At 60.0% G+C, this 24,446-nt stretch carries 20 protein-coding genes and 2 pseudogenes; 14 read left to right on the forward strand and 8 right to left on the reverse strand.

The window, feature by feature from the left end; translation table 11 throughout:
- Positions 1-6: 6 nt before the first annotated feature.
- From BN2475_RS07610 to hypF, 8 genes are all read right to left on the reverse strand, one after another.
- Positions 7-999 (reverse strand): DUF6566 family protein, encoded by a 993-nt coding sequence (locus tag BN2475_RS07610; protein ID WP_094778930.1) that lies wholly within the window; start codon positions 997-999, stop codon positions 7-9.
- Positions 1,000-1,412: 413 nt separating this feature from the next.
- Entirely contained in the window at positions 1,413-1,559 is a 147-nt protein-coding gene (locus BN2475_RS34205) for a hypothetical protein (RefSeq protein WP_159444533.1), read from the reverse strand.
- Entirely contained in the window at positions 1,556-2,848 is a 1,293-nt protein-coding gene (locus BN2475_RS07615) for a cytochrome P450 (protein WP_094778931.1), read from the reverse strand. Before BN2475_RS07615 ends, BN2475_RS34205 begins: the two co-directional genes overlap by 4 nt.
- Before the next feature lie 533 nt (positions 2,849-3,381).
- Positions 3,382-4,452, reverse strand: a complete 1,071-nt coding sequence (gene hypE, locus BN2475_RS07620) for a hydrogenase expression/formation protein HypE (RefSeq protein WP_094778932.1) — start codon at positions 4,450-4,452, stop codon at positions 3,382-3,384.
- Positions 4,449-5,585 carry a hydrogenase formation protein HypD gene (hypD, locus tag BN2475_RS07625; RefSeq protein ID WP_094778933.1) on the reverse strand — a complete coding sequence of 379 codons (1,137 nt, stop codon included), beginning with the start codon at positions 5,583-5,585 and terminating at the stop codon, positions 4,449-4,451. Before hypD ends, hypE begins: the two co-directional genes overlap by 4 nt.
- Entirely contained in the window at positions 5,582-6,271 is a 690-nt protein-coding gene (locus BN2475_RS07630; protein ID WP_094778934.1) for a D-sedoheptulose-7-phosphate isomerase, read from the reverse strand. The genes hypD and BN2475_RS07630 overlap by 4 nt, the downstream gene beginning before the upstream one ends.
- On the reverse strand, positions 6,268-6,549 hold the full coding sequence (locus BN2475_RS07635) for a HypC/HybG/HupF family hydrogenase formation chaperone (protein WP_094778935.1): 282 nt from the start codon (positions 6,547-6,549) through the stop codon (positions 6,268-6,270). Before BN2475_RS07635 ends, BN2475_RS07630 begins: the two co-directional genes overlap by 4 nt.
- A complete protein-coding gene (gene hypF / locus BN2475_RS07640) occupies positions 6,521-8,968 on the reverse strand; it encodes a carbamoyltransferase HypF (protein WP_094778936.1) in 2,448 nt (815 codons plus the stop codon). Before hypF ends, BN2475_RS07635 begins: the two co-directional genes overlap by 29 nt.
- 999 nt (positions 8,969-9,967) lie before the next feature.
- Between hypF and BN2475_RS07645 the strand changes: the two genes are divergently transcribed.
- The 14 genes and pseudogenes from BN2475_RS07645 to BN2475_RS36470 form a co-directional block, all read left to right on the forward strand.
- Entirely contained in the window at positions 9,968-11,065 is a 1,098-nt protein-coding gene (locus tag BN2475_RS07645) for a hydrogenase small subunit (protein ID WP_094778937.1), read from the forward strand.
- A gap of 26 nt (positions 11,066-11,091) precedes the next feature.
- Entirely contained in the window at positions 11,092-12,948 is a 1,857-nt protein-coding gene (locus BN2475_RS07650) for a nickel-dependent hydrogenase large subunit (RefSeq protein ID WP_094778938.1), read from the forward strand.
- 70 nt (positions 12,949-13,018) lie between these two features.
- The gene (gene cybH, locus BN2475_RS07655; protein ID WP_094778939.1) at positions 13,019-13,750 is read left to right on the forward strand and encodes a Ni/Fe-hydrogenase, b-type cytochrome subunit; all 732 of its coding nucleotides are present in this window, start codon (positions 13,019-13,021) and stop codon (positions 13,748-13,750) included.
- An 8-nt stretch (positions 13,751-13,758) separates the two neighbouring features.
- Positions 13,759-14,424: a HyaD/HybD family hydrogenase maturation endopeptidase gene (locus BN2475_RS07660; protein WP_094778940.1), complete on the forward strand. Its 666-nt coding sequence runs from the start codon at positions 13,759-13,761 to the stop codon at positions 14,422-14,424.
- Positions 14,425-14,432: 8 nt separating this feature from the next.
- A complete protein-coding gene (locus BN2475_RS07665) occupies positions 14,433-14,738 on the forward strand; it encodes a HypC/HybG/HupF family hydrogenase formation chaperone (RefSeq protein ID WP_094778956.1) in 306 nt (101 codons plus the stop codon).
- 22 nt (positions 14,739-14,760) lie between these two features.
- Positions 14,761-15,108, forward strand: a complete 348-nt coding sequence (locus tag BN2475_RS07670) for a thioredoxin domain-containing protein (RefSeq protein ID WP_094778941.1) — start codon at positions 14,761-14,763, stop codon at positions 15,106-15,108.
- Positions 15,093-15,860 carry a hydrogenase expression/formation protein gene (locus tag BN2475_RS07675; protein ID WP_094778942.1) on the forward strand — a complete coding sequence of 256 codons (768 nt, stop codon included), beginning with the start codon at positions 15,093-15,095 and terminating at the stop codon, positions 15,858-15,860. The genes BN2475_RS07670 and BN2475_RS07675 overlap by 16 nt, the downstream gene beginning before the upstream one ends.
- 97 nt (positions 15,861-15,957) lie before the next feature.
- Positions 15,958-17,067: a nickel-dependent hydrogenase large subunit gene (locus BN2475_RS07680; protein ID WP_143325745.1), complete on the forward strand. Its 1,110-nt coding sequence runs from the start codon at positions 15,958-15,960 to the stop codon at positions 17,065-17,067.
- Positions 17,060-17,404, forward strand: a complete 345-nt coding sequence (gene hypA, locus BN2475_RS07685) for a hydrogenase maturation nickel metallochaperone HypA (protein ID WP_094778957.1) — start codon at positions 17,060-17,062, stop codon at positions 17,402-17,404. The genes BN2475_RS07680 and hypA overlap by 8 nt, the downstream gene beginning before the upstream one ends.
- A 99-nt stretch (positions 17,405-17,503) precedes the next feature.
- The gene (hypB, locus tag BN2475_RS07690; protein ID WP_094778944.1) at positions 17,504-18,502 is read left to right on the forward strand and encodes a hydrogenase nickel incorporation protein HypB; all 999 of its coding nucleotides are present in this window, start codon (positions 17,504-17,506) and stop codon (positions 18,500-18,502) included.
- A gap of 892 nt (positions 18,503-19,394) precedes the next feature.
- Entirely contained in the window at positions 19,395-21,563 is a 2,169-nt protein-coding gene (locus tag BN2475_RS07695) for a prolyl oligopeptidase family serine peptidase (RefSeq protein ID WP_094778945.1), read from the forward strand.
- Positions 21,564-22,073: 510 nt separating this feature from the next.
- Positions 22,074-23,183 (forward strand): DUF2325 domain-containing protein, encoded by a 1,110-nt coding sequence (locus tag BN2475_RS07700; RefSeq protein WP_159444534.1) that lies wholly within the window; start codon positions 22,074-22,076, stop codon positions 23,181-23,183.
- Between the two features lie 62 nt (positions 23,184-23,245).
- A pseudogene (locus BN2475_RS36465) lies at positions 23,246-23,365 on the forward strand (IS6 family transposase); the annotation flags it as partial.
- 462 nt (positions 23,366-23,827) lie between these two features.
- Positions 23,828-24,328: pseudogene (locus BN2475_RS36470) on the forward strand (VirK family protein); the annotation flags it as partial.
- Positions 24,329-24,446: the final 118 nt, after the last annotated feature.

A 24,446-nucleotide genomic window follows, 5' to 3' on the forward strand; every position in this document is an offset into this window, starting at 1 on the left:
GCGGATTCAGCTGGTCGGCAATGTGGGTAGCGAAGCGCCGAAGTCGCCACAGTCGTCGCACCGCTCGATCCGCAAGGCACATTCCCGGTGGATCCATTGGCGCGCCCAGTCAAGAGCGAAGCGGTGCGCGGTGTCCGCATCGGCGAAACGCGGACCAATCAGGCCCGGGCGCTCGACGCGCTCACGATCCTTCGCGATCTCCGCACACGCACGAAACTCTCCGTGACGCACGCGTTCGGCCACAACATAAATCACGTAGCCATGGTGTTCTTCAACCTGCAGGTCGCGCGCTGTCGTGAGGCTCATCCACAAGGGCATGTGCTGGCTGCTGGCGGGCGCGGTTTCGTCGCGTGCTTCGCTGTCCTTCGGCGCACCATCGGCGGCATGCGGCCGCTTGTCTACGCTCTCGCGCCCGATAGTGCCGTCCGGTTCGTTATGCGAGTCGTTCTTTTCCGGAGCGCCCAATGTGGCCTGCGCCACGGCAGCCCCTGCCCGCGTGTCGATGCGGCACGTCTCGGTGCCGGCCGACAGCGCGAGCTGGTGAGTGATGTGCGTCATTGGCTCGAGTGGGCGCAAACCGGCCGTCTCGCCCGCCTCCTGGATGCCACGTTGCCATGTTTCAGGGCTGGACCAAAAAACGCTGCGCGCGAGATTTCCGCGCGACGTGGGCGCTACGACCGCGAGTGCCGCGACGGGCGGCGTCGGCTCAGGCACATAGGCGAAAGTCCGGCCGTTTAGCGTCAACAGCCGGACCATCTCGCCCAACGTGCCGTTGACTTGCCACTCCGTGAAGCGGCGCCGGCACGTAGGCTTCGACGGATAGCGATCGGGAAGCTTCGACCACGGCTCGCAAGTTGTCAGGTTCCACAGGATGGCATTGGCGACCATACGGGATTGGGCGCAGGGTCGTCCGCGCCGATTCACGCGGGCGGCTGGCGGGTCTGAAAAGAGCGCTGATAGTTGCGCCCATTCCTCATTCGTAAGCTCTTGAAAAAGCATTCAGATCTCCACGCGGTTTGGCGTGGCCGCGCCATTGGGCTCACACCATCCATCCTTCCGTGCATCGTGTCTTAGTCTGCACAGTACGTGTGCGTTGACATTAAAGCGTTGGGTTCGCAGTAGTTCGAGTAACTGAACTTTCCTGAAGAACCGGACAGCTTTTGGCTAAGCTCGGTGCAACGATGCGACGCGGCAAAGCGATCGCCAAGGTGTTTTCGGTGGTTCTACGACAGACGGAAGCTCGAGCCGCGTTGGCTGCGCCGAAGCGTGTCTGGAAAGGGTAGTCCCGTCAGCGCAAGCCGACAAGAGGGCAGGTATGCGGTGCGTCAAGGTCTTCTTACATTGATCATGATGGGGCTGATCAATCTGCCAGCAACGTCCGCGTCGGCATGCGCGCATGAGCCTACGTCAAGCTAAATGTGCTGACGTAGCCGCGAGTTTGCCTCAGCTTCCGCGGGCGGGATATAGCCGAGCGGTTCCATCAGCCGATGATGGTTGAACCAGGCCACCCATTCCAGCGTCGCCAGTTCGACAGACTCACGCGCTGGTCCAGTGGTCATTGCACAACGCAACGAACCGGAAGATGCTTCGGGCCGCTCACGAAGCTGGACGCTATGAATTCGATTTCACCCGCGGGCTCGATAAGCCGCAACCTCGGGATCAGTTCCTCAAATAAGATGCACATTTCCATGTTCGCGAGATGCTGACCCAGGCACACATGGGCGCCGACGCCAAACGCGAGATGCCGGTTCGGTTTGCGGTCGATATCGAATGCGAACGGATCCGGAAAGACTTCCTCGTCACGATTTGCCGACCCATAGCAGAGCATCAGCCAATCGCCCTTGCGGATTGTCCGGCCCCGGACGTTGGTGTCGGCAGTCGCCGTACGCATGAAATGACGCACCGGCGATGCATAGCGAAGGCTTTCGTCGATAAACTGCGGAATCAGCGAACGATCCGCCTGAAGTCGCGGCAGTAACTCAGGGAAGCGGCTTAACGCCCACATCGCGACCGAGGTGGACGACGAAACCGTATCATGCCCTGCTGCGGCGATGATTACGTAATAGCCAAGACGGGTCGCTTCATCGATAGGCTGGCCATTGACCACCGCGTTGGCCAGCAAGCTTGCGATATCGTTACGTGGGTTCTTCCGGCGGTCTTCGGTCAGGCGGTCGAAATAATCCTTGAAGTCGGCCACAATGGACAGCAGGGCCTTGCCCATCGCACTGCTCGCATCGCCCTTGCGCGGCGCTTCGCGCTTGTATTCGGCATCCTCGCTTCCGAACATCTCCTGAGTCAGCGTCAACATGCGCAGGGAATCTTCCTGAGGAACGCCGAGAATATCCATGATTACGTTCAGCGGGTAATACAATGCAAAGTCATTCGCAAAATCGATCACTTGTCCGCTCTGCTGCTGCAGCTTCGCGATCATCATATGTGCCATCGATCGAATGCGGTCGTCAAGCTTGACGATACTGTTCGGCATGAACCACGACTGTGTCAGCGCACGCAGACTCTTGTGTTCGTCGCCGTCGACGTGCACAAGCGACCGGACGATGTTTGGACTACCGGTGGCGGAAATCACATGCTCGATCGACGCTTTCGGACGGCAGACGACAGAATAGTCGCCGTTGTGGAACAAGAGATTGTCTCGTGAGATCATGGAGACGTCGGCGTGTTTGGTGACTACCCAGAACGGATCATGTCCGTCCGCCATTGCACGCCCGACAGGGTTGTTTGAACGCGCCCAAGTATACATTTCATGGAGACGGTCGAGGTTGGTATAGGACTGCGGATCAACCAGATGGTTTGCTATGTCTTTCGGCAGGTCGTAATTTGGCATGCTCATGATATCGGTAGGCGGTTTGTTAGTGGACGGGACGCGTGGCACATCGATGCAGGAGAGACCGCCTTTTCCGCCCCATGCGCTATTCGACTCACCGCGGAGTCGATGAACGGTCCGAACCTTCAACGTCTTCGGTCGCGCGTACCGAGATCGCCCGTTGGCGTAGGCACTGAAGCATTCACATCGGCAATGTGGGTGAATTGACGCGGCGGATGCGGATGTCCGCCCGTCGTATTCCTTCATATTATTCGCGGTTTCCGTGTGTACCCTTAATCCAAGTCAACTCTTCTTCGCTACTTGAGTACGCAGATGGTCCTTGAGGACCACTGTTTGTCAGGTCAGTACGCAACAATCGCATCCGCCCAAGCCAATGCCAACTCTCGCCCCATCGAATCGGCGCCAGTTGGCGATGCTGCCGGGGCAACAGGCCACGGCGCGACATCGGTGCGAAGCGCAGCCATGCGCCGCGGCCGCTTCGCTGGGACGCGAAAATCCGAAGGGATCTCAATTGCTTATTGGATCGTTTTTGTCCTGCCTTAACAAATGCGCGGCAATTGATCGCCATGCAGTAAATCAACAACGCGTTCCCCGCCGAATACGGACCGCAGCGTAACGGGCGCTCGGTTTCTGGTGTCTGGCTTTAGCACTTCTCCGACGATGGCGGCAGCCTGGCCGAGTGGGTGGGCATGCATGGCCGCCAGTACGGGCCCGGCCGCCTGTGCCGAGACGATCGCTGCCAGCTTGCCTTCGTTCGCCAGGTACAGCGGGTCGAGTCCGAGGATCTCACAAGCGCCGCGGACCGCGTCGTTGACCGGCAGGGCCGATTCAAACAGGTTTAAGTTGAGCTTCCCTTCGGTGGCGAACTCGTTGGCGATCGTGGCGAGACCGCCACGCGTGCAGTCGCGCAGCCAGTGAATGCCGCCGTGCGGGGCCGCCTCGAACATGATCTCGACTAGCTCGTTCAACGGTCCACAGTCGCTGAGTACCGGAATTTCAAGCGCCAGCTCATTTCGCGCGGCCAGGATCGCGATGCCGTGGTCCCCAAGCGTGCCGTTGACGATCAACCGGTCTCCACTGCGAACCGTTTCGGGGCCGGTGTGCCGGCCTGCGGGGATTGCGCCGATCCCGGACGTGTTGATGAAAAGGCCATCGCAGGCGCCACGCTGCACTACCTTGGTATCACCGGTGACAATTGCCACTTTCGCTTCACGGGCCTTTGCGGCCATGCTCGCGAGGACCTGTCGCAGGAGATCGATAGACGTGCCTTCTTCCAGGATCAGGGCGCAACTGAGCCAGCGTGGATGTGCGCCACCGACTGCGAGATCGTTGACGGTACCGCACACAGCCAGCGTGCCGATATCGCCACCGGGAAACACGAGTGGCGATACAACATAGCTGTCGGTGGTGAACGCGAGCGTACTTCCCTCGGGGAGTGAGCCTGGAGGCAGCCGCGCCTGATCTTCGAGCGTTGACAGCCATGCATTGTCGAATGCCGGAACAATAACCTCGGCCACGAGTTCGCGCATCGCCCGTCCACCTGCCCCGTGTGCGAGCGTAATACGCTGGCCATCCCAGCGCGAGCCAGCAGGCGATATCGGTGTTTTCATGCGCGCACCTGCTGAACCTGGTCGTCGCGGCGCGCGAACAGATAGTACGCGGAACACGCACCCTCGCTTGATACCATTAGCGCACCGAGTGGAGTCTGCGGCGTACAGGCCTGGCCGAACACCTTACACTCGAACGGCTTGATTGCACCTTTGAGCACTTCGCCGCACTGGCAGCTCTTCGGATCGGCAATAGGAGCGCCGGGTACCGAGAAACGCCGCTCGGCGTCGAAGCGCGCATAGTCGAAGCGTAGCCGGATCCCAGAATGATCGATCGAGCCGAGACCACGCCATTCGAAAAATTCGCGCAGTTCGAATACGCGTGTGATGGCTTCGAGTGCTGGGGTATTTCCTGCGGGATTGACCACGCGCGTGTACTGGTTCTTGACGCGGGCGGTACCGGTCTCGATTTGGCGCAGCAGCATGAGCAAGCCTTCCAGGATATCAGTTGGCTCGAAGCCCGTGATTACGAGCGGCCGTGCGTAACGGGCGGCAATAAACTCGAACGGTTCGGCGCCGATGACCATGGCTACATGGCCCGGGCCAAGGAAGCCATCGATGCCGGCGCCGGGCGAGTCGAGTATCGCCTTGAGCGTCGGCACGATCGTAATGTGATTACAGAACAGTGAGAAATTATCGATGCACTCGCGGCCGGCTTGCAGTACCGTCAGGGCCGTAGACGGCATAGTCGTCTCGAAACCAAGCGCGAAAAAGACAACTTCGCGGTCCGGGTTGTCGCGCGCGATCTGCAGTGCATCGAGCGGTGAATAGACCATGCGTACGTCGGCGCCTTCAGCGCGCTCGGATAGCAGCGAGCCGGTCGAACCGGGTACGCGCATCGCGTCGCCGAAGGTCGTGAAGATCACGTGAGGTTGCCGCGCGATCGTGAGACTGTCGTCTACGCGTCCCATCGGCAGTACGCAGACGGGGCAGCCCGGGCCATGGACGAACTCGATTGTCCGTGGAATCAGGTCTTTCAGGCCATAACGAAAGATCGAGTGCGTATGTCCGCCGCAGACCTCCATGATTTGCAGCGGTCTTTGCGGCGTGCCGCCGGTGCGTGCGGCACAAGCTGCGATCTCGTCGAGCAGCCGGCGAGCGAGCGCCGGCTCGCGATACTCGTCTACATACTTCATGACTGGGCACACCTTGCGACGCGGTTGTTGGCCAACAGGGTGTGTACGAGGTCCCAGAGCACGTGGTAGATCACTACATGCGCTTCCTGGATCCGATGCACCGATTGGCTCCTGACCGTAAGGCAGCAGTCGATGAATGGCGCACGTGCCATCTCGCCGCCATCGCCGCCCACGAGTGCCACCGTACGTGCGCCAAGTCGATGACCTTCCTCAAGACCACGCAATACGTTGCGCGAATTTCCGCTGGTAGACAGGCCGAGCGCGATGTCGCCCGGGCGCGCGAGCCCCATGAGCTGCCGCGCATAGATCTCCGTGATGCCGACGTCGTTGCCAATCGCGGTGACGAGCGCCGTGTCCTGGGCCAGGTTTTGTGCCGGTAGCGCGGGGCGGCCCACAGTTGCCGGATGGGAAAACTCGACGGCCACGTGCGACGCATCGGAACTCGAGCCCCCGTTGCCGAACGTGTAGAGGCGTTTGCCGTCGCGAAACGCGTTCGCAAGCAGATGCGCAGCCTTAAGCACTGCTTCGCCATTTGCTTCGAAGAAGCGTGAATGAGTAGCGATGCTTTCCGCCGACTTGGTGGCGACAGCTTCGAGGAGTAGCGCGTCGGACACCAGTTCGGCGCGTCGGTTGGTTTCGTCACCCAAATGGGGGTAAAGACTGACGAGGAGGTGTGTGCTGCTCATCGTGCGGGTCCGGTACGTATGGTGTCGACTTCTTGCACGAACTCGCCGAGATCCCGCAGCAGCTGCAGGCTCATGTGCGCCTCGTCCTCGTCGATGCGGCTCATCGCAAAGCCGACGTGCACCAACACCCATGCGCCGACGCAATCGTCAGGATGGTCACCGTCCTGCAGGACGCATGCAATATTGACTTCGCGTTTGACGCCCAACACGTCAACGCGCGCGAGCTTTGCCGCAACGTCGGTTACTGCTTCAATCCGACCAGGTATCCCGAGGCACATGGTTTGTCATCCGATCATCGTTGCTTATGGGGCCGCGCTGGCTGGCTAGTGCGATTAGCGCCTGACCCCACGCGAGGCCACCATCGTTAGTGGGGATTTGCTCGGGCAGCAGGGCCTGCAGACCCGCATCGCGCAGGCCGTCAAGCACATGCTCGGAAAGAATCCGGTTCTGGAACACGCCGCCACCGAGCGCAATCGTCCCAACGCCATGCGCCTGAGCCAGCTGCACCGCCATACCGACGACGGCCCGGGCAAAACCGCGGTGAAAGCGCGCGGCGATGCGCGCGTGCGGGGTGCGGCGGCGCAGATCGTCCAGCAATGCTTTCCACATCGGGCGCGGCTCAATGTACGGAAGTCCCTGCTCATCGTCGAGACGGCCGACGGCGAACGGATAGGCATGTGTTTCCGACTCGAGCAAATCGCTGGCCCTGACGCAGGCTTCCAATTGCATGGCCGCCTGGCCTTCATGGGTGACCCGGTCGCAACACAGGCCTAACGCTGCTGCGACCGCATCGAAGAGGCGCCCGGCGCTGCTCGCGAGCGGGGCGAGATTGCGATTACATAGCATTGCATCGAGTGTGGCGCGAGGTTTGCCTGCCAGACAGGAAAACAACTCGAGGTCACTGTAATGCGCTGCCAGATGCGCCCAGCCGAATGCCATCATTAGTTGTGCATACAGGTTTCGCCACGGTTCGCGGGCCGCGGCGTCACCCCCCGGCAGCGCAATCGGCTTCAGCGTACCGATCCGCCGGCACTGGCGATAGTCTGCGAGCAGGAACTCACCCCCCCACAACTCACCGTCGTGGCCAAGGCCAATACCGTCGAGCGTGACACCGATCAACGGTCCAGCGTCGAGTGGCCAGCCGTATTCGCCGAGGCAGGCGGCGACGTGCGCGTGATGGTGACCGATAGCGACGTATCTGTCCGCGTAATGCTGGTGCCCATTTTGGGTCGCCGCATAGCCGTGATGGCAATCACACGCGATGATCCTGGGTTCGAACCGATAGAAATGCATATAGTCCGTGATCGCCCTCTGCTGGTCGGCCTGGCAAGCTGCGTTATGCAGGTCGCCGATATGCTGGGCCAGGACGGCTTCGCCGTCGCGTACCAGAGCAAACGTGTTTTTCAGATCTCCACCCACAGCCAGCGCCTGCGTCGCAGGCTCGAAGCCCCGCGGTAGTGTAATCGGGGCAGGTGCATAACCGCGCGAGCGGCGCATGACGCGAAAGCGTCCGCCGACAACGCGTCCGACTGAATCGTCGACGCGGCGCTCGATCGCCCGGTTATGGTCGAGGACATAGGTTAGGCCTGCGCCCAACCGTGTCGTAGCCTCTTCGAATGTCACGGCCTGTGGTTCGCCGCAGAGGTTGCCGCTCGTAAGCACAATCGGCGTCTGATTACCCAGCAGCAGAAGAAGGTGGAGCGCTGTCGGTGGCAGCATGACGCCAAGCTCGGCGAGGCCCGGGGCGATGCCGGGGGCGAGCACAGGCAGTGCACGAGGTGTAGCGTGCCGTTTCGCGACCAGGACGATCGGCGCGGCTGCCGAGGTCAATGCTGCCGCGGCGTGCTCGTCAATCTCGCACCACTGACGAGCCATCGTAAGGTCACGTGCGAGCAGCGCAAACGGCTTGCTTTCACGCGCCTTGAGCGCACGAAGGCGCGAGACCGCGTCTGCGTTGGTCGCATCGCAGGCGAGTTGATAACCGCCGAGTCCCTTGATTAGCACAATCTCGCCGCGCGAGATCAGCATGGCCGCCGCATCGATGTCGTCAAGCGCTTCGCTTAGCTCCGACCCGAGCGCTTGTCCGTCGAGCCGCACCAGTCGCACCTCTGGGCCGCAGACAGGGCAGCTGGTGGCCTGCGCATGAAAGCGGCGATCATGCGGCGTAGCATATTCGCGGGCGCACGCGTCGCAAAGTGAGAAAGCAGCCATCGAGGTATGAGCGCGATCGTATGGCGGCTTCCGGAACACTGACAGGCGCGGACCGCAGTCGGTGCAGGCGTTGAACGGATAGCGGTATCGGCGTGACTGCGGATCGAGTACCTCGGCGAGACATGCGGGGCAGGTGGCGAGATCGGGCCCGACTCCAAGCGCTGCCGTTGCTGCTTCGCTGCGCGCAATGCCGAAGTGTGCAGGTACGCTACCTTCGGGCGTAAGCGGCTCCGCGTCGATTGCGTCGATGCGCAGACCGGCTCCTTTCAGCTCACGCAGCAGGGACTCGAATCTGGCCAGTTGCGATGGGGTGCCGTATGCACTGATCGACACGGAAGTGCCGGCGTTGTGCACACAGCCTGTGATGCCGAGTGAGACCGCGAGCCGTGCGACGCGCGGCCGGAAGCCGACACCCTGGACGATGCCCCGGACGCTGAAACGCCGGGCTGCATTCGTGGGAGATGTCCGGGTGTAATAGTCGTTCATTGCCAGTTGACCCGCCGCCAAGCGGGATCTGCGATGTCACCGTAACGGCGGGAGGACACGCTCTCACTCGCCGGAAGTGAGGAGGCGATGGCGAGGCACGTAACACAGGCCCGTAGCGAGGGGACATCGTTCTCGTGGGGGACTGGGCCCCTTTGGAGACCGCCAGGCGACCGGCGCCTGGCTGCGGTTACATGGACTAGTACTGGCCCTACTGTTCGCGGCACAACAGATTGATTTTTCCCGCTTTGTTGTCGATTCCTTTGTTGTCGATTCATTACCGATTCGTTCTGTGTGTTGCCCAAAAAACCAGATCGAACGCTACCTGATTGAGCGCGACCGGCTCCTATGCACCGAGCCGCCACCGATGCTTGCGATATCCCTGTCGCAGCAACTCCCTGAACAGCGCCGAGTGCCAAAGGCCTGGCGGCCTTTGCCGATCTTCTCGGGGCAGGACTTTCAGTACTCCGCTCGAAGAAGTATCTATTGAGGGCTTTCGCTTCGTTAACTGTCGCAACCATTATGTAGTTCCATTGGTGAACAGGTGATCGCGCGGTCTGGCCGTGCGACGACGATCGCCTGCGCTGCCGGTATCTTGTTCCGTCGAGTTACGCATCGGCTGTAGCGTGTTGTTCGCGCGGGGTATTGTTGTGCAGCTTTCATGCCGGCGCGCGGGAACCCCTGAACAAAAGGTAAGCCGTGCCCCTGCGCGGTTTTTAAGTTGGAAGGACCGGCGTACACGGCGTCAGCTTCCGGACAAAATCGCAAACCTTTGTCACAAACAATACTTTGGAAGCATTGGCCCGCTCAGATGTTTCCTTCCTAAGACCAGCTGGTAGTGGCCCTCGCAGTTGGTACGGATGTTGCCTACTAGTGACCATCGAGCCGGCCAGATTTCTGTTCCAGGACTTGTATAAGGTTGGGCGTGGATCCAGACCGACGGAGCGAAATCTCACATCCGGGAACGAAAGGCATTGACCACAACCATACTGGGAGACGGCGGTGACCGAAACTTTCTACGAAGTGATGCGCAGGCAGGGCATTTCACGTCGCAGCTTCCTTAAATTTTGCTCATTGACGACAGCATCGCTCGGTCTCGCGCCGTCTTTTGTATCGAAGATCACGTATGCGATGGAGAACAAGCCACGTACACCGGTTCTATGGCTGCACGGACTTGAATGTACATGTTGCTCTGAATCGTTCATCCGGTCAGCGCATCCGTTGGCAAAAGACGTTGTGCTGTCGATGATCTCTCTCGATTACGACGACACGCTGATGGCCTCCGCCGGACATCAGGCCGAAGCGATTCTCGATACTGTGATGACCAGGTACAAGGGCAACTACATTCTCGCGGTGGAAGGCAATGCGCCGTTGAGCCACGACGGTATGAGTTGCATCATAGGCGGCCGGCCGTTCGTGGAACAACTCAAGCGGGTCTCGCAGAACGCAAAGGCGATTCTCGCGTGGGGCTCGTGCGCGTCGTGGGGCTGTGTCCAGGCCGCCAGGCCGAATCCGACGCAGGCGACTCCGATACACAAGATCATCCCGAACAAACCGATTATCAAGGTGCCTGGCTGTCCGCCGATCGCCGAAGTCATGACGGGCGTCATCACCTATATGCTGACCTTCGACCGCATTCCGGATCTTGACAGGCAGGGGCGGCCCAAGATGTTCTACAGCCAGCGCATCCACGACAAATGCTACCGCCGTCCGCATTTCGACGCGGGGCAGTTCGTCGAATCGTGGGACGACGAGTTTGCTGGCCGGGGCTATTGCCTCTACAAGGTTGGATGCAAGGGGCCGACGACTTACAACGCGTGCTCGACTACCCGCTGGAACAATGGAACGAGCTTCCCAATCCAGTCGGGGCACGGTTGCATCGGTTGTTCCGAGGATGGTTTCTGGGACAAGGGTTCATTCTACGATCGTCTGACTAACATCAACCAGTTTGGTATCGAGGCGAATGCCGATAAGGTCGGCGGCATGATTGCAGGTGTCGCAGGGGCTGCAGTGGTGGCTCATGCGGCAGTATCAGTAATTCGACGCGCGGCAACCATGAAAGACGGCCGGTCCAGTTCTTCTACTGTTGACCATCATTGATATATCCCTCTACAAGGAAAATAAGCGTGAGCGCTTATTCGACTCAAGGTTTTGATCTGGACGATAGCGGCCGACGCGTCGTGGTAGACCCTGTGACGCGCATTGAAGGTCATATGCGCTGCGAAGTCAATCTCGATTCGAACAACGTGATCCGAAATGCGGTCTCGACGGGTACGATGTGGCGTGGCCTCGAGGTAATCCTCAAGGGCCGCGATCCGCGCGATGCGTGGGCGTTCGTCGAACGTATCTGCGGCGTTTGCACAGGGTGCCACGCGCTCGCGTCCGTTCGAGCCGTTGAGGATGCGCTCGGTATCACCGTGCCGAAGAACGCGGACCTGATCCGCTCGATCATGGCCAAGACTCTGCAGGTCCACGATCACGTCGTCCACTTCTATCATCTGCACGCGCTCGACTGGGTCGATGTGATTTCGGCACTGAAGGCCGATCCGTCACGTACCGCGCAACTGCAACAGACGGTGTCGCCCGAACATCCTCTGTCCTCGCCCGGCTATTTTCGCAATATCCAGGACCGCCTCAGGCGTTTTGTGGAAAGCGGTCAACTCGGCCCATTCAGCAATGCCTATTGGGGATCCAAGGCTTACGTGTTGCCACCCGAGGCGAACCTGATGGCGGTCACACATTATCTGGAGGCCCTCGACCTGCAGAAGGAATGGGTGAAGATTCACACGGTCTTCGGCGGCAAAAACCCGCACCCGAACTACCTCGTGGGCGGCGTGCCCTGCGCGATCAATCTCGACGACGATCTTGCCGCAGGTGCACCGATCAACATCGAGCGCCTCAATTTCGTCAAGGCGCGGATCGACGAAATCATTGAGTTCAACAAGAACGTCTATGTACCCGATGTGCTTGCGATCGGCACGCTCTACAAGGAGGCCGGATGGTTGTATGGCGGAGGTCTGTCGGCCACCAACGTTCTTGACTACGGTGACTACGCTAAGGTAGCGGGAGATAGCAATACGAACCAGTTACCGGGCGGTGCGATTCTCGACGGAAACTGGGACGAGATTCATCCAGTCGATCCTCGTGACCCGGAACAGGTCCAGGAATTCGTGGCTCACAGTTGGTATCACTATCCGGATGAAACCCGCGGCCTGCATCCGTGGGATGGCGTGACCGAGCCGAACTTCGCGCTCGGTGCGAAGACGCAGGGAACCCGTACCAACATTGAGCGCGTCGATGAAAGCGCAAAGTATTCGTGGATTAAATCGCCGCGCTGGCGTGGTCACGCGATGGAAGTCGGGCCGCTGTCGCGCTACATCCTTGCCTATGCGCATGCGAAGAATGGCTACCAGTATTCGCAGCGTCCCAGGGAGCAGCTTGAACATGCAGCGCAGATGATCAACGAGACGCTGCCTTCAGCCTTGGCGCTTCCCACGACGGATCTTGTGCTCAAGCAGTTGCTCCCAACGACGATTGGCCGGACCGTAGCTCGCGCGCTCGAGAGCCAGTACTGCGGCGAGATGATGGCCGACGACTGTAACGAGCTGGTCCAAAACCTGCGCAACGGCGATTTCGCTACGGCCAACGTCGACAGATGGGATCCGTCCACGTGGCCTGCGGAGGCCAAGGGCGTTGGCGTGGTGGCTGCGCCGCGCGGCGCGCTCGGACACTGGATTCATATCAGGAGCGGGAAAATCGAGAACTACCAGTGCGTGGTGCCGACGACCTGGAACGGGAGTCCGCGTGATCCGAAAGGGCAGATCGGTGCGTTCGAGGCTGCGCTGATGAACACACCAATGGTCGACCCTGAGCAGCCGGTCGAAATCCTGCGCACGCTCCATTCGTTTGATCCATGTCTGGCCTGTTCTACTCATGTGATTAGCGAGGACGGTCGGGATCTGGCGAGCATTACGGTGCGTTGACGCAAAGTTCTGGTCATGCAGCGGCACGCCGATCTCGTTCGTGCATTTAGTCTGTTCAGAGGAGAGACATATGGGTTTTTCTACTTCAGGTGACCAAACCAACGCCAAGTGCCGAGTCGGGTCTGACGAGGGCAACGTAGTCGCGATCAAGGCGCTCTACGTATACGAAGCTCCGGTCCGCATCTGGCACTGGATCAATGCCGCAGCGATCATAGTGCTTGCTGTGACCGGGTATCTGGTCGGTTCACCGATCTCTACCAGCCCGGGCGAAGCGAGCGCGCATTTCGGAATGGACTATATCCGCTTCCTGCACTTTTCGGCGGCCTACGCCTTCGCTATCGGCATGTTGCTGCGAATCTACTGGGCGTTCTTGGGTAATCGCCATGCACACGAGATGTTCTACGTGCCAATCTTCAGCCGAGAGTACTGGAAAGACTTCGCTTCGATGTTGCGCTGGTATGCGTTCCTGTCGAAGCGGCCAAATCGCTACATCGGTCACAATCCGCTCGCGCGTTTTGCGATGTTCTTCGTGTTCGTCTTGGCCTCGATCTTTATGATGCTGACCGGCTTCGCGCTGTACGGCGAGGGCGAGCAGGGGGGCTCGTGGCAGGACCGGCTGTTCGGCCGGGTGGTGCCGCTGCTTGGCGAGCCCCAGAGTGTCCACACCTGGCACCATCTGGGCATGTGGGCAATCACCGCGTTCGTGATCCTGCATATTTACACCGCGGTGCGCGAGGACATTATGGGGAGGCAGAGCGTCGTGAGCACGATGGTTTCCGGTTACCGAACTTTCAAAGACTGAGGCGAGTTTTGGACGCTCTACACAATGCACCGGGAGCGACGCCGTACATCGTCGTGCTCGGGCTCGGCAACCTGCTCTGGGCGGACGAGGGTTTCGGCGTGCGCTGCGTCGAGCGTCTGCAGCAACATTACGCGTGTCCGCCCAATATCCAGCTCGTGGACGGAGGTACCCAAGGGCTCTATCTGATCCGCTACGTGCAAGCCGCGAGACGGCTGCTGATCTTCGACGCGATCGACTACGGGCTTGAACCGGGCACGCTCAAGGTGGTCAAGGACGATGACGTGCCGAGCTTCGTGGCGACGAAGAAGATGAGTTTGCACCAGACCGGGTTTCAGGAGGTGCTGCAGCTCGCGAAGCTGACTGAGCAGTTCCCTGAGCGGCTGGTCGTGATCGGATGCCAGCCGGAGGAGCTTGAAGACTACGGTGGCAGTCTGCGTCCGGTGGTGAAGGCCGCAATTGAGCCTGCACTCGCCTTGGCCTGTGACGTCCTGCATGAGTGGGGCGCTGAGCCGATGCGCCGGGCGGAGTCGGTCTCGAACGAAGACGCGGTGGTCGTGCCGCTGCTCGACATGTCTCGCTATGAGGGAGAACGTCCGTCCCTTGGCCAGGCTTGCCGGATCGGCGACGCCCGCATTCTGCTGCTAGCGGGCGCGCAGTCCGCATGCCAGTCCTAGGAGAGCCCATGTGCATTGGTGTTCCGATGCAAGTCGTCAGGAACGAGCCGGGTGCGGCGTGGTGCGTCCGGCGCGGCGAACATCGTCTCGTGTCCACTGTGCTGCTTGGCGACTGTGTTAAGGGGGACTGGCTGCTGGTGTTCCTCGACTCCGCGCGCGAGCATCTTGATGCGCAGCGGGCGGCTGAGATAGACGCGGCGCTCGATCTGCTGCAGAAGGCACTCACCGACGAGCGAGAGGCGGGTGAGGCGCCACCATTCCCGATGCCGTCTGAGATGACGGCGGACGAACTCAAGGTGCTGTTGGGGCGCTGAGCGTTCTGAGACAGGACTGAACATGCAGACTGAATTCGCAACGCTGAGCGCGCCACTGCCGCAGGCGGATGCGGTACCGCCTGCAGTAGCCCCGCTGATTGAACAGTTCGATGGGAGTTGGGTGGACCTCGCATCGGCCGGTGACTGGCTCGCGCAGCGGGGTTTTGGCGTGGTGCTGATCGCGGGTAATGCAGTCCGTGTTCCCAAGGCTCTTGACGCGGCTGCCGTGCTACCTGAGCGGCGGCGTGCGGCCGGCGTGCCGTTCCGCATCGGCGTGGTGGCGGCTCATGAGGATGCGCTAGCGACCCACTTTGGCGCGCGGCGTCGGTGGAGGAAACCCTTGACTACTTACCCATGCCGCTGCACATGAGTACCTTCAATCTGCCGCCACTGCCCAAGCCGGAGCCTATCGCTGCGAACAAGGGCGCGGAGGCGGTGCTGAAGGCCGTGTACGCGGCGCTGGCCACTGCAGGGACTGGCGGGCCCAATCCACGCATCGACCTATCGGGGCTGGACGGAGACGATCGAACACTGCTGAGCCAGATTCTGTCCGAAGGCGAGGTCAGTGCAAGGATCGACGGCCAGAGCACGGTTCTGATCCAGGAATCCGTGTTTGCCGGCGTCTGGCGCGTCGTTGAGGGTGGGCCGGACACGGTGCAGGAATATGTCGAGATAGGTGTCGCGCCGACGCTCCTGACGATGGTCTCGCGTGAGCGCGCGCACGCCTGGCAGTTCCCTGACGTCGTACCCGACGAAGTGACGAATGCGGCTTCGATTCTGACCGAGATCGGCGAGCATTTAGCGACGTGGCAACATGGCCAGCCGTCTCACGTGGTGAACCTGACGTTGCTGCCCTTGTCGCCGCCCGACGTTGCCTTTCTCGATCAGGTATTGGGCTGGGGTGCGGTCACGATCCTGTCGCGCGGTTACGGGAACTGCCGGGTGACGACGACGAACGTACCCTATTGCTGGCGCGCCGTGTATTTCAACTCCGAGGACACGATGATCTTGAATACCATCGAGGTGACTGACCTGCCGAACGTCGTGTGTGCTGCGCCCGACGACCTGCGTGATTCGCGTGAGCGCTTGCACGATGTCCTGAATTGGGTGGCAATAGCATGAACGACGTGATCGCACACAGCTTCGATGGCGGCGATCGCCATGCCAGGACCATTTGCCCGACGATGCCCACGAGTCGTCAAGGGGGCGAAAGGCGTCCGTGAATATTGCATCCGATACGTCGCTGATTCTTCATCCGGGGCGCCGTCCCGCGATCACTGGTGGACTTTCGGGGCTGGCCGAGCGCCTGCTCGTGGACCGGCACGTGGACACGGTCGCGGATGTATTGGGCCGCCTATATGCCCTGTGTGGCGTGGCTCATCGCGTGTGCGCCACGTTGGCCGTGAACGCAGCGCTGGGTAGAGTAGGCCACGCGAAGCATGAGCAACTGCGTATGCTTGCCGACGAGACCACCCGAGAACATGTGCGATGCATCTGGCTGGACTGGCCGGTACGCCTGGCAAGTGGTCACCACGCCATACTCCCTGGCGACGTGTCGAACATCCCGCTGTTGCGTTATGGCAGCACGCTCGACGAAGCGCGGTACTGGCTGGAGCGGGCCGCACTGGGTATGAGGCTTGACGCATGGCTGAACGGCTGGAATGAGGACCCAGCGGGTTTTCTTGGCTCGTGGAGCGAGCGCTGCTGCACGTGGCCCGCAAAAGCGCTCGCCTATTGCCGCGAACACGCGCAGGAAAACGTCCCGTGCCATCCGCTGCTCGTGCATGCGCAACCGGTCACCCTCCGCGCACAGGCCGCCCGCATGGCGGTCCTGGCGGACTCGACATTCTTGGCTGCGGACGAGCCTCCGTGTGAGACCGGTTGCTGGACGCGCCTGAACCAAACGTCGTTGGGCTCGGCGATCGATACAGTATGGCTGCGGCTGGGCTGTCGGGTTGCCGAACTGGCGAGACTGCTGGCGACCGTGCCCGACCGGCGGGGTACGAAAGGGCTGGTATGTGGTGCCTTGCCCGCCGGAGAACTGCGTGCGATCAGTTGGTGTGAGATGTCGCGAGGATTGCTGATGCATTGGGTCGAGTTACGCGATACGGCGCATGGTCCCATGGTCGGCGACTACCGGATCGTTTCGCCGACCGACTGGAATTTCCACCCGCGCGGCGCCGTAGCCCGGACGCTCGAACGATTCCCAGCGAGCGCCTCGCTGTCCGGTTGGAAGCGTGCCGCTGTGCTAGCTGCCGCCTATGATCCCTGCGTCGCATATCAAATAGGCTATGCGAACAAGGATGACGCTCGGATGGATCATGCATGAAGTCAGTCTTGCAGGCGGCATCCTGGCGTTGATGGAGAAGACTGCAGAGCGCGAGTGTTTCGTCCGTGTCACGCATCTTCTGCTCGAAGCAGGTGGATTCTGCGGGGTAGACGTGCGCGCCCTGCGCTTCGCGCTCGAAGCGATTGCGCCGGGCACATTGCTTGATGGTGCGACCGTGGAGATACGCGAGATGCGGGGCCGGGCATGGTGCTGGGACTGCGCAGCCGAGGTCGAGCACCGGGCACGCGGGGCGGCGTGCCCGACCTGCGGCGGGCACCGCCTGCATGTGAAGGCGGGCACCGATTTACGGGTGATCGAAATGCGCGTGGCTGGCTAGCCGAGGCGGTGGATGCGCCGAGATTCGCCAAGGGATGTTAGCGCCCGCGTCAAGTAAAGCGCAGGGCGGTCAAGGTTATGAACGGTGAACGGAGGTCAAATGTGCGTGGTATGCGGTTGTGGCGAAACGTCGGTAAATGGAGGCGGACAGGAGAACGGTCACGAAGTCCTCCAGCATGGCAAAGATGCAGATCTGCATTTCGGCAATGGACCAGCACGGGTGTCGGTGCCCGGCATGAGCCAGACGAGAGCGATCCGGCTTGAGCAGGACGTTCTTGGGGAGAACAACCGATACGCGCAGACGAACCGCAAGCACTTTTCTGCACACGGCATCTTGGCCCTGAACCTGATGTCCGGTCCCGGTGCAGGTAAGACGACGCTTCTGTGCGCGACGATTGAAGCTTTGCGTAAGCGAGCGGTTCTTCCGATCGGTGTGATTGAAGGCGATCAGCAAACGAATTTCGACGCAGAGCGGATTCGGGCATCCGGTGCGGCAGCGATCCAGGTGAATACGGGCAAGGGATGTCACCTCGACGCACAGATGGTCGCAGCGGCGTTTGGGCGCCTGCCATTGCATGTTGCGCAGCACGGCCAAGATGGCAAACACGGCCATGGTGCACACGTTCACGGCAACTACGATCACTCGCACCAGCATGACCATTCCGGTGACTATGATCCTGGCCAGCATCACAGCGCGCTCCGCGTCCCGGCGAAGGCGGACGCCGTCCGCAGCGTGCTGTTCATCGAGAACGTCGGAAATCTGGTCTGTCCGGCGATGTGGGATCTCGGCGAGGCCGCGAAGGTGGTGATCATGTCAGTCTCCGAAGGAGAGGACAAGCCGTTGAAATATCCTGACATGTTTTCGGCATCCGGTCTGATGATCGTCAACAAGATCGATTTGCTTCCGCACATCCGGTTCGATGTTAAGCGCTGCATCGACTACGCGCTTCGTGTCAATCCACACCTCGAGATCCTCGAATTGTCCGCGCAAACGGGCGAAGGGCTGGATGCCTGGGTTGACTGGATACTTGATGCGGTCGGTCGGGGGACTATGTGTCGCTATCGCGATGCCGCGCCGGTGGGCATGCCGGGCCTGTGAAGCGGAACGGACCGCGCGACGATCTGGCAGGAATTGTGTCCGAGCCTCTGAACGCTGCGTCAAGCGTCAGCAATGGATACGCTGTACGGATGGATCTCAAGCGGCATGTTGCGATCGAGCGTCGAAGCGTAGCCTACATGGAACAGCTATGCACTTGAGCGCGTCCTTTCACCAGCCGGCGAACGTATTTCGTGATCGACTTCAAGAGCCTTGCTACGCAACCCGTCAGCGACGCGCAGCCCTGTGGGGTGAACGTCCGCAATGATGCGGACCCTCAATCAGCCGCGATACGAACGCGCGAAACTGGTCGATCTCGCCGCGAGTGGCTAGCCGGACTTGGAGCAGATATTGTTTGTCACTTGGACATTCAGCTTGTCCGTTTAGCAGCCTTTGGCCCGGTTGCGCAGGGTTCGCCTTGGCATCTTCAGTTCGCGGGCCAAGGTCCGGATGTTTGTCTGTCTTCGACCCGTTGCACGACGGCCGCGCTTCGAACTCCAGGTATATGTGACACCTTGAACATCATTCTTTTCCTTCCTTCAGACCGAGTTGACACAAGACCGGCTCGGAGGCGGGCTTTCGCGGCAAGCTCAGTCGCACGCAGTCGGACGCACACGTTGATGCTCATCAAGGGCATGTGCGTTTGGCCTGCCACAATAGAGCAAGGGCAACGTGTTCTCGTCGCACCGCCAGTAGGTCCCACATGAACAACGCAGTGTCATTTCCCGCGTGAGACGTACAACACAGGCCTTCGGACGTCGCAGCATGACGGGCGCCGCGAGCGCTTCTCGATCAGAGTACGGCATTGAGTCATTTAAACCTTTGCAGCTTGACGACAACGTCAACATTCACCGCAAGGGGTTTTGAACTGGATTTGTAACAATACGGAAGACTTATGTTTGATTCGCAATCCGAAATCATATGGTCGCCATTGCACGACGCTGTAGATCCGTATGTTGGTTTGGAGGAACTCGGTAATGAGGCTGTCGATTCTTGGGTCCGTGCACAGACTGCACGCACCATGGCGCTGTATGGGCGTACAGCACACGCTGACGCGCTAACCAAACGGATTGCCGAGGTCTCGATGGCCCAGGATCGCATCACTGCATGCGCGCGCTACGGTGACTGGGGCTACAACATGTGGAACGACGAGCAGCACCCTCTCGGCTTCGTTCGGCGCACACCATGGGACGCTTGGGTCGGGAGTCAGCCGCGATGGGAAACTGTGCTGGACATCAATGCGCTTGACCTGAACCAGCAAGACGGTGACGACACCCGGTGGGTTTTGGCCGACTTCACGCTGATCTATCCGACTTACGATCGCGCGCTGGTACGGCTTTCGCCCAGCGGCTCCGATGCCTGCATTGTGCGGGAGTTCGACGTCGAAGCGCGCACTTTTGTGAGGAACGGATTTCAACTGCTCGAACCCGGTCACCACCGCGTCGCATGGATCGATCGTGATGCGGTATATGTCGGGTGGGATGACAGCGCGGTAAATGAAGCGCCGGCAGTTACTGTCGCAGGCTTTCCACGACAGGTGCGCAGATGGGGGCGCGGAACCCCGATTGCGGATGCACCGATCGTATTCGAATGCGAGCCCGGAGATTTGTCGGCGATGGCGTATTATGACCCGATCCATGCGCGTCATCGCGCATTGCGCTCAACCAAGTTTTTCGAAGCGGTGCACTATTGGCTTGACGAGAGAGCCAACGAATGGCTGCATTTCGATGTGCCACCTGATGCGAGGGTTTTCGAGTGGAACGAATGGCTGTTCGTTATACCGCGCACCGACTGGAATCTCGATCCGACGATATGTCGTGGAGGATCTTTAGTAGTTATCCGACGCGAAGCGTTTCTCGAAGGCGATCGCCACTTTTCTGTGCTTTTCGTACCGTCGGAAACGGAAGTGTTATCAGGTGTGCAGTACACAAAGCACTTGCTGATCGTCACTCGCAGAAGCGAGAGCGTGGCGCGCGTAACCCTCTGGCGCTCTCCGGACTCGCGCAATGGTACGTGGGAAGCGCGAGCGCTTTCGTTGCCGGACGGGTGCGAGGTATCGATGACGGCTGTCGACTGGACACGGGACGATACTGCATTGATCTACGTTGACCACTTCCTGACGCCGCCGGCGTTGTATCTTGCAGATCTCGCTTGCGGTGCCGCCTGGCGCCCGCTTCAGCGGCTCCCTGCAAGGTTCGATACAACCGGACTTGTCGCACGGCGACGACATGCGACGGCGCCTGATGGTGTGCAGATTCCTTATTGGCTGATCGGCCGCGAGTCGGATCTTCAAGGCAACCCTCAACCTTGTCTGCTGTACGGATATGGCGGCTACGAAGTTCGAGTCGATTGTCCACACTATTTGGACACCATGGGATTCTCGTGGCTGGAACCCGGTGGCGTTTATGCGATCGCCAGCATCCGGGGTGGCGGGGAATTGGGCCCTGCGTGGCATCGGGCCGCGCAACGCGAGAAACGCCAGGTGGCGTTCGACGATTTCACTGCCGTGGCTGAGGCATTGATTTCCTCCGGCGTCACCACTCGGGAACGGCTCGCCATCAGGGGCGGAAGCAACGGTGGCTTGTTGACCGCAGTGTGCATGATCCAGCGTCCCGAGCTATTCGGTGCAGTTATCTCGGAAGTGCCCGTGCTCGACATGTCTCGCTTTCATCTGCTATTGCAGGGAGCCTTGTGGGTCGACGAGTTTGGCAATCCCGACAATCCGGATGACTACCGGATATTGATGGGCTACTCGCCCTATCAAAACGTAAAAAAAGATACATCATATCCGCCGGTTCTCTTCACGTCGTCGTCGACAGACGATCGTGTGCACCCCGGCCACGCGCGCAAGATGGTAGCAAAAATGCAGGCCCTCGGACACGGCGAGGTCTGGTACGTGGAACACCGTGACGGTGGCCACGGCGCCGGCGTCGAACCGGAGGCGAAAGCTCGTGCTACGGCGACGATATTCGAGTTCCTGCGGGCAAAGATCGGGGTATCGTTACGGCCCGTCGCGTCAACCTGTCCTGATTCTCATGAACAGGCGCCGTCGGCGCAGACGTAGCTATGTAGAGGCGGCTGGCGTTGTACGACCAATTGGCTATTCGCATGCGAGGCGCATCGATGGATGTAGGTCGCGCTCGTGGCACCGATGTTATCTTATTGGGCCGGCCCGATTTGCGAAAGAATATTGTCCGGGTCGATGTATTGATGCGTTGAGGCTGGTCAAATTCGCCGGTAGTGCATTTGTTATATTCAGTTGCAGTTTGCAAAGAATCATTCGCGCATCCATCGGGGTCCGTCTGCGTCGAATAGAGGTCGACATGCACAATCCGGTTCGCCTTCGTATGGCAGGCACCGAATCGACGGGCAATTAGATGCAATGGCCCCCCGCGGCGTCCAGAGATGTGAGGTGACAGGACTAACCAACGCAGTGCATGCCGACGCACCTACGCGTTGTCGAAAGCACGGCTAAAAGACCTGGAAGGGCGAACCAACCTGGCTGAACGTAATGTGCAATTTCACCGCTCGATTATCGGAAGTCTGCCGGAGCACGCGTGAAACGCGCGAACTAGTGCCGGAATTCACGAAAGTCGATCGCCAGCGCGCGACTGACTTTGAAATTCATCGCACCGCCGTCGAGCTCGTGGTCGAGCGCTGGGCCGGTGCCAACGCGCGACAAAAGGCGCTTGAAGAGGACGGCGCCTATGCAAGACACCTGTTCGACACTGCGAGAAATGCCAGCGCGGTTTTCGCCTTATGGAAAGATGCCTTCGCGACCGGCGATATTCCGACCGCCTACCGGGCACTGAAGACCCATCCCGAAGCGGGGATGTATATGCGTCAGTCCGCGTTTGACGGCTTGCACATGCCCACGCATTTCGTTGGCGCGGCTAATCCCGCGGACATCAGACGCCCGGTCGTGCTGGAAGAAGAGCGCGCCTCGCTGCGTGCGAACATCGACCAGCAGCTCAGCCGCCTGCACGAAACGAGCACGCAGCCCGATGCGGCGATACAGAAACCGAAACGGCACGCTGCATGCCGGAACGAGCAACGAGCGACGGTCGAAGCGGAACTGCGCGCGGAAATCCGCATGCTGCGCGAAGCACTCATCGAGCGTGACGACCTCGTCGCCCTTCATACGAGCCGTCGTGAAGGTGCAGAACAGCGCGCCGTCGCCGAGCGGGAAAGCACGCGCGCAATGCGGGTACGGCTGAACGAAATGGATGTGCTGATAAGGGCGTTGCAAGCGGAAGCAAGCGCGATGGAGCGGGCGGTGCAGAACCCGGCGCACTACCCATCGGTTCTGTCGGCCGATTTGCTCGCGGTTCTTCAGGGAAAGCGCATTCTCTATGTCGGCGGTCGGCCCGGATCGGTCCCGGCGATCCGGTGGATCGTGGAAGCTTCAGGTGGAACGATGACGCAAGCCGGCGGCACCGGAGATTGCAAGGGTTTGCCGGCCGCCTCGATGCCGGATGCGGACATGGTCATGTTCCCTGTCGACTGCATCGACGGCGATACCATGAAGACGTTCGAGTGCATCTGTGAGCGCAATCAGATCGCCTGCTACCGGCTTCGCACGGCAAGCCTGGCGAGTTTTGTGGAACTCATCGACAGGCTCAGTGCATACGCCCAAACGGGTGCAGGTGCGTGCTCGCCGCGCTTCTGCCTGAGACATGGCTAGCAAGCCCCAACGCAGGGCATGGCACCCAGCTCGACATGCTGCTGAAAAGCGGCGCTGCACATCGCACGGAGGCATTCCTCCTATGCTTCGGTCCGATCCGGCCGCACTTCGCGCTGCCCAGACATCAGATGAAGGATGTATCTCATCGTGCCATACGAAAAGAACATCGACTCACCACATGACATTGTTGGACTGCCTCTGCCTCTGCCGCTGTTGCAGTCGGGCCATATCAAGAAAAAAAGTGATATTCGTAGCAGCCTAATATGCGATATCGCTTAGTCGGCCGTCCCCATGCGGTTTCAAGCGACGATAAAAGAAGTTCGTTGGTTTGTGAGAAGACCGTCTGAAAAAAGTAAACTCTCTTCTCGAACAAAAGCGATCAATTTGTGACGTACGCACTTGGGGCGCGTCAATTTCAGATGAAAATGGAGCAGCTTTTACTTGGGTCAAAACCCGTGAAGTCCAATTTGGACCGAATGGCCTTCGGCTAACCCGCGACCATCAATTACGAGGTCATCCAATGCAGAGACTGCTTATCGCTTTGTCAATTGCCGTTCCGGCCATATCAGGGCACGCAGAACCGACGGAACAACTCTCAAATCTCGCCGATGTAAAAAGCGCGCTGAACCGGGGGTGCAACCGTCTCGGTGATGGTTGACCTGACGAAGTGCGCACCCGCCAGTGATACAACCACTCAGGCAGCACGCGGTGGACTGAAGATCAATACCTACTGGATTATGGAGGACGGGACATTGAGCTTTTCCGACGAGCGCGCGACAGTCGGCCCCGTCGGTGCCCCGACCTTCCAATCCCCTTCTGGGGACCCGATCTGGCAATCTGTTCGATATAACGTGAATCCCGATCAGACCATCTCCGTCGCGACTGAGATTTTTTTCTGCCTCACTTTAGTCGGATGTCGACCCACAGTAACTACACCTGCGCCGTCAATCAAGGCATCGAGTTCTACACTAAGCGCTACTAGTGTGACCACGCAGCTGTCAGCTCGCCACCGTCTCTGTGGAATCGCGTCTTGCTGCGCACGACGCACATTGTGCCGCAAATGTTTGGTGGTCCACGAAGCGGTGCGGACAGCGGTACGCAGGAATGAACCGTCACAATTTCGCACAGCTCGCCGGGACAGCTAGGGAAACGCTGATTAATGAATCTCGGCGGTCATCGCTGACGCAGCCGAGGACGTTATAGAAGACAGCTCACGGAACGGACCCACGATGATGAAGCGGCAGATCGGCTTTGCGGAAGCGG

It is taken from the genome of Paraburkholderia ribeironis (assembly GCF_900019265.1).
In the GTDB taxonomy this organism is placed as follows: domain Bacteria; phylum Pseudomonadota; class Gammaproteobacteria; order Burkholderiales; family Burkholderiaceae; genus Paraburkholderia; species Paraburkholderia ribeironis.